The sequence below is a fragment of the Agrobacterium sp. rho-13.3 genome (assembly GCF_033957765.2).
Taxonomy (GTDB): Bacteria; Pseudomonadota; Alphaproteobacteria; order Rhizobiales; family Rhizobiaceae; genus Agrobacterium.
Genome location: NZ_CP192775.1, coordinates 1,801,584 through 1,813,783 on the forward strand (window position 1 = coordinate 1,801,584; position 12,200 = coordinate 1,813,783).

Annotated in this window: 11 protein-coding genes; 4 read left to right on the forward strand and 7 right to left on the reverse strand. The window is 56.9% G+C overall.

The genetic code is table 11. The features are described 5' to 3' along the window. The first annotated feature begins 159 nt into the window (after window positions 1–159). From paoA to RMR16_RS23005, 4 genes are read left to right on the forward strand one after another with little or no spacing between them, the layout of a single operon-like run. On the forward strand, window positions 160–810 hold the full coding sequence (gene paoA, locus RMR16_RS22990) for an aldehyde dehydrogenase iron-sulfur subunit PaoA (RefSeq protein WP_320198015.1): 651 nt from the start codon (window positions 160–162) through the stop codon (window positions 808–810). Beyond that, on the forward strand, window positions 807–1,757 hold the full coding sequence (locus RMR16_RS22995; RefSeq protein ID WP_320197922.1) for an FAD binding domain-containing protein: 951 nt from the start codon (window positions 807–809) through the stop codon (window positions 1,755–1,757). Before paoA ends, RMR16_RS22995 begins: the two co-directional genes overlap by 4 nt. 3 nt (window positions 1,758–1,760) lie before the next feature. Then, window positions 1,761–3,965 carry an aldehyde oxidoreductase molybdenum-binding subunit PaoC gene (gene paoC, locus RMR16_RS23000; RefSeq protein WP_320197923.1) on the forward strand — a complete coding sequence of 735 codons (2,205 nt, stop codon included), beginning with the start codon at window positions 1,761–1,763 and terminating at the stop codon, window positions 3,963–3,965. A gap of 55 nt (window positions 3,966–4,020) precedes the next feature. Further along, complete coding sequence (locus tag RMR16_RS23005; RefSeq protein ID WP_320198016.1) at window positions 4,021–4,941, forward strand: XdhC family protein; 921 nt, start codon at window positions 4,021–4,023, stop codon at window positions 4,939–4,941. 189 nt (window positions 4,942–5,130) lie between these two features. Here the strand turns inward: RMR16_RS23005 and RMR16_RS23010 are convergent, their stop codons facing one another. From RMR16_RS23010 to RMR16_RS23040, 7 genes are all read right to left on the reverse strand, one after another. Then, window positions 5,131–5,415 carry a cation diffusion facilitator family transporter gene (locus RMR16_RS23010; RefSeq protein WP_432355324.1) on the reverse strand — a complete coding sequence of 95 codons (285 nt, stop codon included), beginning with the start codon at window positions 5,413–5,415 and terminating at the stop codon, window positions 5,131–5,133. 24 nt (window positions 5,416–5,439) lie between these two features. Further along, complete coding sequence (locus RMR16_RS23015; protein WP_320197924.1) at window positions 5,440–6,114, reverse strand: DsbA family protein; 675 nt, start codon at window positions 6,112–6,114, stop codon at window positions 5,440–5,442. Further along, window positions 6,111–6,551, reverse strand: coding sequence for a disulfide bond formation protein B (locus RMR16_RS23020; RefSeq protein WP_320197925.1), 441 nt, complete (start codon window positions 6,549–6,551; stop codon window positions 6,111–6,113). The genes RMR16_RS23015 and RMR16_RS23020 overlap by 4 nt, the downstream gene beginning before the upstream one ends. A gap of 440 nt (window positions 6,552–6,991) precedes the next feature. Continuing rightward, window positions 6,992–8,638: a Na/Pi cotransporter family protein gene (locus RMR16_RS23025; protein ID WP_320197926.1), complete on the reverse strand. Its 1,647-nt coding sequence runs from the start codon at window positions 8,636–8,638 to the stop codon at window positions 6,992–6,994. Window positions 8,639–8,684: 46 nt separating this feature from the next. Further along, window positions 8,685–10,355: a metallophosphoesterase gene (locus tag RMR16_RS23030; protein ID WP_432355327.1), complete on the reverse strand. Its 1,671-nt coding sequence runs from the start codon at window positions 10,353–10,355 to the stop codon at window positions 8,685–8,687. Further along, complete coding sequence (locus RMR16_RS23035) at window positions 10,339–10,956, reverse strand: dual specificity protein phosphatase family protein (RefSeq protein ID WP_320197928.1); 618 nt, start codon at window positions 10,954–10,956, stop codon at window positions 10,339–10,341. Before RMR16_RS23035 ends, RMR16_RS23030 begins: the two co-directional genes overlap by 17 nt. A 92-nt stretch (window positions 10,957–11,048) precedes the next feature. Beyond that, complete coding sequence (locus RMR16_RS23040) at window positions 11,049–12,173, reverse strand: ABC transporter ATP-binding protein (protein WP_320197929.1); 1,125 nt, start codon at window positions 12,171–12,173, stop codon at window positions 11,049–11,051. Between the last annotated feature and the right edge of the window lie 27 nt (window positions 12,174–12,200).

The following is a 12,200-nucleotide window of genomic DNA, read 5'->3' on the forward strand; positions in this document are numbered from 1 at the left end:
CTTGGATCAGGTAGCCAGTCCGCACGCTCACCTGCCCAGCTCTTTCCTGAGAAAAATTCACAATCTCATGAAATTGAAATGCCTTATTCGCTGATACCGTTGGCACTAACTCACGTGCGAAACGTTGATGCCCGGACCCATTCAATTCCACAAGAAGAAATGGAGCGGAAAATGCGCGTCATGGACAAAATTGAAATCTCGCGGCGACATTTACTTGCCACCTCTGCCGCCACCGTTGCGGTCGTCGGTGTCGCTGGCGGACAGGGAGCGGCCCAGACCGCAGGAGAGACAATGAAACACGTATCAAGAGTATCGCTAAAGGTGAATGGCCAAGTCCACGATTTGGATATCGACAACCGTACCAGCCTTCTCGATGCCTTACGCGAACATCTTCACCTCACCGGGACAAAAAAGGGTTGCGACCACGGGCAGTGTGGAGCCTGCACGGTGATCGTCGATGGTCGCCGTATCAACTCCTGTCTCAGCCTCGCCGTCATGCACGACGGCGAGGAAGTCACGACGATCGAGGGACTTGGGCAACCTGGAAATCTCCATCCCATGCAGGCCGCATTCGTCAAGCATGACGGTTTCCAGTGCGGTTACTGCACACCCGGCCAGATCTGTTCCTCCGTGGCGGTGCTCGAGGAAATCAAGGCAAACATCCCGAGCTACGTCACCTCAAACCTGACTGAGAAGGCGACGATGACCGAGGCGGAGATCCGCGAGCGGATGAGTGGCAACATCTGTCGCTGCGGGGCCTATTCCAACATCGTCGAAGCCATCGTTGAAGCCGCAGGGAGAAAATCATGAAAGCCTTCAGCTACGACCGTGCTTCTTCGGTAGAGGACGCCGCCAAGTCCGCAGCAGCCAATCCGGGGGCGAAGTTCATCGCCGGAGGAACGAATCTCCTTGACCTCATGAAGCTCGAGATCGAGACACCCGCGCAGCTCATCGACGTGAACGGTCTTGGCTTGGACAAGATCGAAGCGACACCGGAGGGCGGACTGACGATAGGGGCGCTTGCCCGCAACACTGATCTGGCTGCCCATGAAACGGTGCGGCGTGACTACGGCTTGCTTTCGAGGGCGCTCCTTGCAGGGGCATCCGGTCAGTTGCGCAACAAGGCGACGACGGCAGGCAATCTGCTGCAGCGGACGCGCTGTCCCTACTTCTACGATACCAATCAGCCGTGCAATAAGCGGCAGCCCGGAAGTGGGTGTTCTGCCATCGGCGGCTTCAGTCGACAGCTCGGCATCGTCGGTGTCAGTGACGCCTGCATCGCCACTCATCCGAGCGACATGGCCATTGCCATGAGGGCACTCGACGCCGTTGTTGAAACGATTGCCGCCGACGGCACCAAGCGGTCGATTGGGATTGCTGATTTCCATCGCTTGCCGGGGGACACTCCACACGTGGAGACCGCCCTCAAGGCGGGCGAATTCATCACGGCTGTCGTCTTGCCTCCGCCAGTCGGCGGCAAGCATATTTACAAGAAGGTCCGCGACCGCGCATCATACGCGTTTGCTCTCGTGTCGGTCGGTGCCATCATCCAACCAGATGGAACGGGGCGGGTTGCAGTCGGCGGTGTGGCTCACAAGCCATGGCGTATTGAAGTGGCCGACTCCGAATTGCCAAGGGGGGCCAGGGCGACCAGCCAGGTGCTTCTTGCAGACGCACATCCAACTGAACAGAACAGATACAAGATCAATCTCGTCGAGCGTACGCTCGGCGCCGTGATCGCTGAAGCAAGGGGTTGAGCTATGAAGTTTGACACGCCAGCCAAAACCAATCCGATCGATAATCTCAAGGTGGTCGGGCAGCCAATCCCGCGCATCGATGGCCAGTTGAAGACCACGGGCAAGGCGATGTACGCCTATGAGTGGCATGATCCGGACCTGCAATATGCCTACGGCTATCCGGTTGGCTCGGCCATCGCGAAGGGCCGTATCCGGTCGATGGACACTTCCGCAGCACAGAAGGCGCCGGGCGTGATCTCTGTCGTCACCACACTGTCCGTCGGCGATTTGGGCAAAGGCAAGCTAAATACCGCAAAGCTCTTCGGGGGCAACGAGGTCCAGCACTACCATCAGGCGATAGCTGTGGTGGTTGCAGAGACGTTCGAAGAGGCCCGCGCCGCCGCTGCACTCGTCAGGGTCGACTACGACCATGAGACCGGCGCATACGACCTAGCCGAAGCCATGAAGACAGCGGTTAAGCCCAAAGATGCGGGCGGCGCACCGCCCGACACGGCCGTGGGTGACTTCGAAGCGGCGTTTAGAGCCGCGCCCGTGTCATTGGAAGAGACCTACACCACACCTGATCAGTCTCATTCGATGATGGAGCCGCACGCTTCGATCGCCGCCTGGAATGGTGACGAACTGACGGTGTGGACCTCCAGCCAGATGATTGACTGGTGGCGTTCCGATCTCGCCGCGACCCTCGACATGGATAAGGAGAAGATCCACCTCATGTCGCCGTTCATCGGTGGAGGCTTCGGCGGCAAGCTCTTCCTTCGCTCAGACGCAGTGCTCGCGGCATTGGGTGCAAAGGCCGCGGGTCGTCCTGTCAAGGTCGCACTTCCTCGGCCGTTCATCCCGAACAACACGACCCACCGTCCGGCAACCGTGCAGCGGATCCGCATCGGTACTGAACGGAGTGGAAAGATCACTGCAATCGCTCACGAGACGTGGTCGGGTGACCAGCCCGGGGGGCAGCTCGAAACTGCCGCGATGCAGACCAGGCTCCTTTATGCCGGGGAAAACCGGATGACAGCGATGAGGTTGGCGGAGCTCAATCTGCCCGAGGGCAATGCAATGCGCGCGCCGGGAGAGGCACCCGGTCTGATGGCATTGGAGATCGCCGTCGACGAGATGGCGGAAAAGCTGGGCATCGACCCAATCGAGTTCCGGATCATCAACGACACTCAAGTCGACCCGGAGAAACCTGAGCGACCGTTCTCGCATCGCGACCTGATCGGGTGCCTCAGATTAGGCGCAGAGCGCTTCGGCTGGAATGATCGTCGCAAGCCAGGAAGCCGTCGCGAAAATAACTGGCTCGTCGGGATGGGCGTTGCCGTCGGGTTTAGAAACAACTTGGTCATGCCCTCCGGCGCGCGCGTGCGTCTTGATAACGAGGGGGTCGTGACGGTCGAAACGGATATGACTGACATCGGCACGGGAAGCTACACCATCATCGCTCAGACGGCCGCCGAGATGATGGGGGTAGCGATGACCATGGTGGGCGTACATCTCGGGGATTCCCGGTTCCCTGTTTCCGCAGGATCGGGGGGGCAGTTCGGCGCGAACTCCGCAACGTCCGGGGTCTATGCAGCCTGCGTCAAGCTGCGCGAGGCTGTCGCGAGCAAGCTCGGCTTCAACTCCGACGACGTCATTTTCGAGAACGGCGCGGTGCGCGCCGGAAACCGAACAGTTCCCTTGGCGGAAGCGGCTGGCCCTGATGGCCTCGTTGGCGAAGACACGATCGAATGGGGAGACCTGACCGACACCCACCAGCAATCCACGTTCGGTGGTCATTTCGTCGAAGTGGGCGTAGATATCGCGACAGGAGAAACGAGGATCAGAAGGATGCTCGCGGTCTGCGCGGCGGGTCGGATCATCAATCCGATAACGTCTCGCAGCCAGGTTATCGGCGCGATGACCATGGGGGTCGGGCTTGCTCTCTCGGAGGAGCTCGCAGTCGACACCAAACGTGGCTTTTTCGTCAATCACGATCTTGCTGGTTACGAAGTGCCAGTCCATGCAGACATTCCCCATCAGGAGGTGATATTCATGGACGAAACCGACCCGATGTCATCGCCCATGAAGGCCAAGGGTATCGGCGAGCTCGGTCTGTGCGGTGTGTCAGCCGCCATCGCCAACGCGATCTACAACGCAACGGGTGTGAGAGTACGGCACTACCCGATCACGCTCGATAAGGTCATCGGTGGTCTCCCTGACGTCGCATGACGAACAAGTGGCGGCCGATCTTGGGCCGCCACTTTCCCAAAAAAAAGGACAGCTCGTGAGTCCCGATCTAGCCCTAGCCATACCCACGCCCGTCCGTGCGTCGTTAACCGACAATCCGATCGATATCCTACGGTTTGCTATAGCGTCCTTCGATCGAGGGCCTGTCGCGTTGGCGACGTTGATCGAAATCCGAGGGGGTGCGGCGCGGTCGCTTGGTGCCCAGATGGCGATCGCTGGCGACGGTAGGTTTTGTGGTTACGTGTCAGGTGGCTGCGTCGAAGCAGCGGTGGCCGCTGAGGCTCTTCAGGCCATGGCCGAAAAGCGCGATCGTGTCGTAAAGTTCGGCGAGGGCTCTTCCTTCTTCGATATCGTGCTCCCCTGCGGAGGAGGAATTACGATCGCCATACACGTTATGAAAGATGCCCGTGCCCTGGAAGATGTCGTGCGCCTGAATGATCGCAGAGTAGGGGCATCGCTGGCATATTCGCCCACATCGCAATCGCTCAGAATGGAAACGAAATCGCGCGCCGGATGGTTCGATAAAACCTTCAGAAGTTCCTATCTTCCAAGGACCCGGGTTGTCGTTTCGGGTCAAGCCGCTGAAGCCCAGGCGGTGGGTCAGCTTGCTTCAGCATCATCATATGATGTGATGCAGGTCGGCACGGCGCTAACTTCTTGTCAGTTGTCTGAGTGGATAGATTCGTACACTGCGGTCGTGCTCCTGCATCATGACATTGATACCGAGGCGGACATCCTGGAGACGGTTCTCAAATCCGAAGCATTTTACATCGGAGCCCTGGGAAGCACGAGAACGCACCATCGGCGAGTTGAGCGTCTGAAGGCGCGGTCGTTCAACGCCGATGAGATCGCCAGGATCAAGGCGCCGATCGGCATGTTTGGACCCACTCGTGATGTGAGCTCTCTAGCTCTGTCGGTTCTCGCCGATGTCGCTGCCGCCAGGCTGGGCACCCACTAGATGATCGATGTATCGAGCGAGCCTCAGAAGATGGGTGCTGTCTACTCACAATGCTTGCCGCCGGGACGTCCAGCCGGGGCCGGGGCATCCGGCCGCTACAAGCTTCTGGCCGATGCCGATGAAATTCCATTGGTCAGGCGTTCCTGGAACTTGCTATCGAAAGCCAGCGCCAGAAGGTGCTGTCACAAGTTACCGGGAAAGACGCCAGATCAGCGCCGCGACGATCTCGGCCCGGACATAGCCGAACGTCATCGTATCGTCGGAAGGACGGCGTGCAATCCTTCGCGCGCCGTAGGCGATAACGAGGGAAGCAGCGTCGCTGAAATTGTGGATTGCATCCGCTATCAAAGACAGACTGCCGGAGACGATGCCTCCGGCGATCTGGGCAAACGTGAGAAGCACGTTGACGAGGATCGCCCACCAGATGCGCTTGTCGCCGGCATCGGCTCCGTGATCGTGGTGGTGTCCGCTCATGCGTTCAGGCTCCTATATCTCAAGTCAGAATTCAGGAACCTGTCTTGCCGCATTGATTTCGGCCCTGACGAGGTTCAGGAGACCCTGGGGGCTGAATTCGGTGAGCGGCTTCCCGTTGACGAAGAATGTCGGTGTCTGTTTAACGTTGTTGGCTTTAACATCGGCCATGTCCTGGGCGAGAACTTTATCGACCGACGGCGATGCCGCGTCCTTGCGTCCCTGGTCGATATCCAGCCCCGCCGATGCCGCGATCTGCCACGCCTTCTCCAGATTCGGCTTTCCGTGATCAGCCCAGACAGGCTGCTGATCCAGTATGGCCTCGAGAACGGGCTGGAAGCGGTTCTGCTTGCGGGCGGCTTCAAGTATCCGCACGGCATCGTCGGATCCCTGATGAAACGCAGTGTAGCGCAGGACGAGGCGGACATCGGATCCCGTCTGCGCCATCATCTGCTTGACGATCGGATAGAAGGCCCGGCAGGCCTCGCAGGACGGATCGAAGAACTCGACGATGGTGACGGGAGCGGACACCGGTCCCATGACAGGCGAATGCATCCTGACCAGGGTGTTGTTCCCCGACACGGGGACTGGTGCAGGTGCAGGTGTCGGCTCGGTGGTGTTGCCGTTATAGAGGGCAGCGCCTCCGGCGAACACGACGATAGCGGCCGAGGCCGATGCGAGGACGAGGGTGCGTCTGTTCATGCTGATGTTCTCCGGCGCACGATAAGAAGTAGGATGATGATTGTGGTGAATGCTGCAAGCGAGAGAAGGGGTATGGGAAGCGCCCCGAACAGGATCATCCCGTCGCCAGAGCAGGAGGGGCCCTGACCGCATGGTTTGATGGCCGTCGGGATGACCTTGAAATAGAGGAGATTGTGGAACGCAGCGATGAGCCATCCGATGGCGGCCAGCGGCGCTGCATAGAACCACGCCCGGCCATCCGACCGGAACGCGGCCACAGCCAGCAGGACAGCCAATGGGAACATGAAGGCACGCTGATGCCAGCAGAGGTCGCAAGGAGCCTGACCCATGACTTCCCCGATGAACAGCGCGCCCAAAGTCGAAGCCAGAGCGACCATCCAAGCTGCGAAGGTCGGTAGCCACGCCTTGTCTTCCGATTGCATTGTCGCCTCACGCATTCTCTACCCTCACTGGATTCGGCCCGAGTGTGAGACCTCTAGTAGCTTGAGGGTCAAGACCAGTTTTGGAAGAAACAGGTGTCCCAGCAAATATCGAAACTGGCTCGGTGCGTCACGTCAGCGCAGAACCGACAAAACGCGTCAAAAGGGTCTTGAGCCTCAGGCTGCTAGAGGGGTTATGGCTTTCCGCGAATAGTTCACGATGGCACGGGAAGGTAGCGGGAGTTGGCATGAAAAGTTTCAGGATCTTGCGGATCGTGATCTGGTGCCTCGCTGCGGTGGTTGCAACGTGGATGTTCATCGTTGGCAGTGAACTGCCCTCACGTCCGGCTATTGCGACGAATGCTTCGTTCTACTTGGAAGCGGGACGTGTCGTTGGACAGCGTTCCGTAATCTCTACAAAAGCCAACCGTAGAAAAAGTATCGCGATACCTCTGCGCTTACTCAGCTGCAGACCGAAGGCGGCTTTCAATCAAAAGCCCGCCTTCATCAAGGATGGGATGTGCGATAGAAACTATGTGCGCGTTGATACGCTTCAAGTCACGCAGGATATCGAGATGCAAAGAACTTGTCCGTATGCTGTCTGCGCGACCATCGCGTAGTCGCGCTAAGTGGCTGGCGGACGACTGTTTCTCCATTCTACGGACTTCTACCTTTAGCTCCATCATTCGACGCGCTAAGTTGAAGTCTCGAGTGACAAATATAGTTTGGGCAATGCGAAGATTCTCCTGAGTGAGTTCGAAAAAATTTTTGACCTCCGCATGTCCTTCCACCGAGAATTGAAGGCTCTGCATTCCCTTCTTGGCAATCTGCGGCACCAAGCCCTTTTCCAATATGTCTCCAATGTGCTCAAGGTTGATTGCGTAATTGATGATTGCGACGGAGCGCCGACTATCCTCTTCATTCAAGCCACTGCGTCCAAGCTTCGAAAGATAGAGTTTCACTTCTTGCTGCAGCAGATCCACTCGGCGTTCCAATCCCGAAACTTCTTCAAGCCGAGAAGGATTGTAGCGCTCAAATGAATCTGTGGCCCGTATCAGCATGCGCTCAACCAAGTCCCCAATACCGAGCACCTCACGCGTTGCGCTTGCCAGCGCCACCACAGGCGTCGACAGCTCATGAGCATCCAGATACTTCGGCCCGAACTCGGCAGGTGCGTCATCAGAAATCAAGGACTTCATAAGGTGAGAGGTCAAACGCGAAAATGGCCAGGCCAGGGCTGCAAGCAAGACGTTGAATGCGAGATGGGCATCTACGGGAAGCTTGGTTGGGGCAAATGGCAACATTGCCAACAACTCAGCGCAATAACCGGCGAATGGAAGGACGATTGCGCAGCCAGCTCCTCTGACGAGGAGATTGCCAAGCGTCACACGCCTAACCGATGCAGGGCCCGATAAGGATGCCAGAACGGGCGGAACAGCGCCGCCAAGATTAGCCCCAAGGACCAGAACAATGATGAGCCCGGTCGACAGCACGCCCGCTGAAGAAAGCGACAGAATCAGCACGACTGCCGCCAGGCTAGACGATGAGATAAAAGCAATCAGAGCTGAGAAAATCAGAGCGACTGGCCAAGCATTGTCCAGCAAGCCGACAAAAGCCATGAGCGCTGGTGAACTGCGCAGCGGCTCTGTGGCGCCACTTAGAAGGTGAAGCGAGAGCAACATCAGACCAATGCCGATCAGCGCTTTGCCACCGCCCTGACGCGCAGATGAGGTGCCCCGAAAAAGTATCAGACCAACTAAAATGGCTAGGGGCGAGAGCCATTCTGTTCCCGCTGCCACAATCCACGCGGTGATCGCGGTCCCAACATTGGCTCCGAGCAGAACGATTTGGGCCATCCGCGGTTTGATCAGTTCGCGTTCGACGAAAGATGCAGTCATCAGTGCGGTTGCCGTTGAACTCTGCAAAGCAATTGTTGCAATCAGACCAGAAACAAATGAGCGCAATCCGCTGCGTGTACCCGTCGCAAGACCGGTCTTGAGTTTCACACCAAAGGCCTGGGATACACCGTCCTTGACTTGCGCGAGTCCAAACAGAAGCAGCGCCACCGCACCCAGCAAACTGATCATGACAATCGTGGAATTCAATTCTTTCTCCCCAACCTATGTCATCGCCGCTCGTAGTCGTAGTCGGTCATGCGCCAGCGCGCTCTAGTGAAACCTTCAGCACAGTCAAAAACGTATCAAGAAAGTAAATAGCCATACCGTTCGTCGTGGAAACTGACGATACCGAAAGTCCGGCGTGGTGGTTTGCCAATGCTTTGTAGATCGACAGATTGTCCGACAGAATGTAAGGTAGTGCCAGTTCCTGCGCCTGGCGCAGCGCATACCAATCCGTTACAAGACGTATCAACGGTAACGATGCAACACTTTGCGGATCGGTACCAGCGGACGTCGCGAGTTCGCCCAGAGCTGATGATGGTAGGTCAAATCGCGTTAACAGGTGGCCAAGCGTTGACCCAGAAAACAGGGCTACCATGTCCTTTGGCCACTCCCGCGGAAAGAAGCGGTGGGTAACCAGCGCCTCCTGATGTGCGTAGAGGAATTCGCCATACGCTTTCGATGCAAACGCAGGGTGCTCTCGCTCTCCCATCTGTTCGCATTCGACACGATAAAGGTCCATCAGGCGCTGATCCACCGGTAGGTCGAACAGGTTAACAGTCTCGCAACTCATTTCACTGATCGATCCGTTTATGATGCGAAAAGCAGGTGGAAACGCTACCAGCGAAGGAACGGCTATGTTCGTCAGGGTGCTGTCGCCCACAGTTCGCTTGCTGGATCCGTTAACATGGATATGGCCACTGAAGTGGTGAGTCATACCAGCTTGCAGCAGGACCTCTGCCACGCCTTCTTGCGGCGTTCGGTTCGCGATGTTGGTTTGTCCAAACAGGGCTTGTTCACTTGCAAGATTATCAACGAAGACATCGACAACCGGGTAATGTGAAAAGCAGTAGAGGTTTTTTTTCTCCGTTGCTGCGCGACGATGCACATCGGCAATCCACGAAATCAGATAGGGGCGTTGTGCGACTACCGCGTTCCAGCCCGCACCCGTACTGTCAATAAAGTCGCTTTCCAGACTAACGCCTGTCGCCTCGGCTGAGGGCTGAAACACGTTAGCGTCGATCATCAGGAGCCAAAGACCATCTTCCGGCTCGACGAGATAGGATGAGTCTATTAAAAGCGCCTCCGTCGTTTCGTCGGCGGACTTCAACCTATATTGTCGGTCCTCGAACGCATCAGACGTCCCAAATGGTGTCTCCCAGTGACAATAATTTGTGCTGCGGGTGAGACCATGCCTTGCCACGGGCTTAAGTGCCTCGGGATAACCGCTGCAATACATCGTGGAGGTGTGAATAGACCTGACATTTTTTTGGGCAACGTCAGGATCGCTGGTAATGACTGTGGCCTTGCCGTCCGACGTCAGAAATTCTTTAGTCTGGTGTCGTCCTTTGACCGCATAACCGTCGTGGTTGCCGGGTAAAATGTAAAAGGACATGGAAAATGCTTCAGCATAACGGTTCAGTAGCGAAGCGACTGCCTCAACAGTTGCCTCCTGACCATCATCGCTATAGTCGCCAAGAAGGACAACATGTTGGATGCCACGACGAGCGATCATCTCGAGAGCCGCGGGAAGAGCAGCGAAGCTTTCGTTAAATACACGCGTCGAGCAACGCGTCTCTGACCAGCTCCTCGCAGTAAGCCCATTACCAGACACTGGTTCAGCCTGCCCAAAACTGCCTTCGAGATCGTGATAGTGTGCGTCAGCAATGACGGCGACTGGTGTGTGATTACGCAACTGCTTCACGCGCCTTGTTGGCTTCGATCATATCAATCCAGTTGGATGCTAGACGTGCCGCGTTGTAGAGCATTGGTTTGGGCGCTTCGAACCACTCGTCCGGCCTTAGCAGGCGTTTTTCCCTTACATGCGCAATCGCCGCGTCGAGTGTCGGAAAAAGGCCCGGTTGCTGCTTGTGGAGATAAAGACCTGCGAGTGATACAGAGCGGCTACGGCCGCTCCGGCAATTGACAAGAATATTGCCGCCATTCTCGAACGGGTAAGTCGCGCGTTTGGGCATGGTCTGATGCAACGCGCCGTGGAGAATGTAGTATCCTCCCACCATCATTGTATCGGGACTACCCCCACCATCGATCATGCCGAGTTTGTAGTAGCGGATTGGAGCATAGCCGGTTGCGCTACGATCACCGTCCTGAGGATGAGCGGGATCTCGCACGAAGTTGATGTCGAGATTGACAGCGCAGTTCACAACGATGCCAATTCCGTGCCGCCTCAAAAGGTCAAGATCTCGCGCACCTTCAAGTCCGCCAATATAGAGCTTGGAATTGTGCGGTCGTAGCCCTTCCGTGATCAGGCTGATTGGGGGGCGTTCATATACAGGTGCATCCATATCCGGTACTCGATCCTTTCTGGGCGCGAAATGAAGTCCGCGCCGATCCTATTGCTTAAGCCTTGGAACAGGCTAGCGGAGTTTTTGACGCGCTACGCAGCGTTCTCTTGTCGGGTCGCACCTGTTGTCTGGAGAAGTTTCCCGGACTGGTTATCGAAGACCATGATGTGCTCGGCGTCGAGCTCCAGCCACACTTTTCGAGTGGGCCACCGCTCGACAAAGCGCGGAATAAGGGCGGTGACCATATTCCCCTGTGACGTCAGTGAAAGAATTGTCTGTGACCCAGTCGGTTGAACAACATCGACCTCGGCTGGCAGACTGTTGACGACTGGCCCACCATGGAGCGTAAGCCGCTCTGGCCGAATGGCAAGGCGCACTGGACCCGAGGGCTGCGTCAAGGTGTGCGGCAGCTTGATCTCCGTCTCACCAATGTGCAAAACGCTTCGACCCTCACGCTGCTCCAAAATTCCGTCAAACAGGTTGATGCGGGGGTCACCGATGAACTCAGCGACGAACAGATTGCTTGGCTGGTGGTAGATCTCGTAGGGGCTGCCCATCTGTTGTATCACCCCGTCTTTCATGACGACGATAATGTCAGACATTGTCAGGGCCTCGACCTGATCGTGGGTAACGTAAATCGTCGTCGCGCCGAGGTCGCGTGACAGCCGCTTCAGTTCCGTTCGCATTTCCGTTCGCAAAACCGCATCAAGATTGGATAGGGGCTCGTCCATCAACAGGATTGAATTTCTTGCTGCGATCAATCGGGCGACGGCCACGCGCTGCTGTTGCCCACCTGAAAGCTCCGAAGGAAATCTGTCCTGATACCCCTCAAGCTGCACTTTTTGGAGTGCCTCGCCGAGCCGTGCCTGGATTTCGTGCTTTGGCTTGCGTGCTTGTTGAAGAGCGAGAGTGATATTGCGATCGACCTTCATGTTTGGCCAAAGAGCGTAGCTTTGGAAAATGAACCCTAAGCCGCGTTTCTCCGGGGGTACGAAATGACTGTCGCGGCCAGAAAATACCGACGTCCCTGCCAGCGTAAGCTCCCCATCCGAGGGCTGCTCCAGACCGGCGATAATCCGCAGAGTGGTTGTCTTGCCGCAGCCTGACGGCCCTAAAAGGGTCACAAACTTTCCCTTCGGAATATCGAGGTCGAGGGGCGGGATGGCAAGGTGCGCACCATAGGATTTCGTAATGCCTTTGAGGGATACTTCGTTCATAACTTCCTCCGGAGATCGTAAGTACCA

Excerpts from the sequence above, each read along its gene's own strand:
- RMR16_RS23015 (WP_320197924.1), bottom strand. The coding sequence starts at position 6,114 with ATGAACAGACGCACCCTCGTCCTCGCATCGGCCTCGGCCGCTATCGTC.
- RMR16_RS23040 (WP_320197929.1), bottom strand. The coding sequence starts at position 12,173 with ATGAACGAAGTATCCCTCAAAGGCATTACGAAATCCTATGGTGCGCAC.
- paoC (WP_320197923.1), top strand. The coding sequence starts at position 1,761 with ATGAAGTTTGACACGCCAGCCAAAACCAATCCGATCGATAATCTCAAG.
- RMR16_RS22995 (WP_320197922.1), top strand. The coding sequence starts at position 807 with ATGAAAGCCTTCAGCTACGACCGTGCTTCTTCGGTAGAGGACGCCGCC.
- RMR16_RS23035 (WP_320197928.1), bottom strand. The coding sequence starts at position 10,956 with ATGGATGCACCTGTATATGAACGCCCCCCAATCAGCCTGATCACGGAA.
- paoA (WP_320198015.1), top strand. The coding sequence starts at position 160 with ATGGAGCGGAAAATGCGCGTCATGGACAAAATTGAAATCTCGCGGCGA.
- RMR16_RS23020 (WP_320197925.1), bottom strand. The coding sequence starts at position 6,551 with ATGCGTGAGGCGACAATGCAATCGGAAGACAAGGCGTGGCTACCGACC.
- RMR16_RS23010 (WP_432355324.1), bottom strand. The coding sequence starts at position 5,415 with ATGAGCGGACACCACCACGATCACGGAGCCGATGCCGGCGACAAGCGC.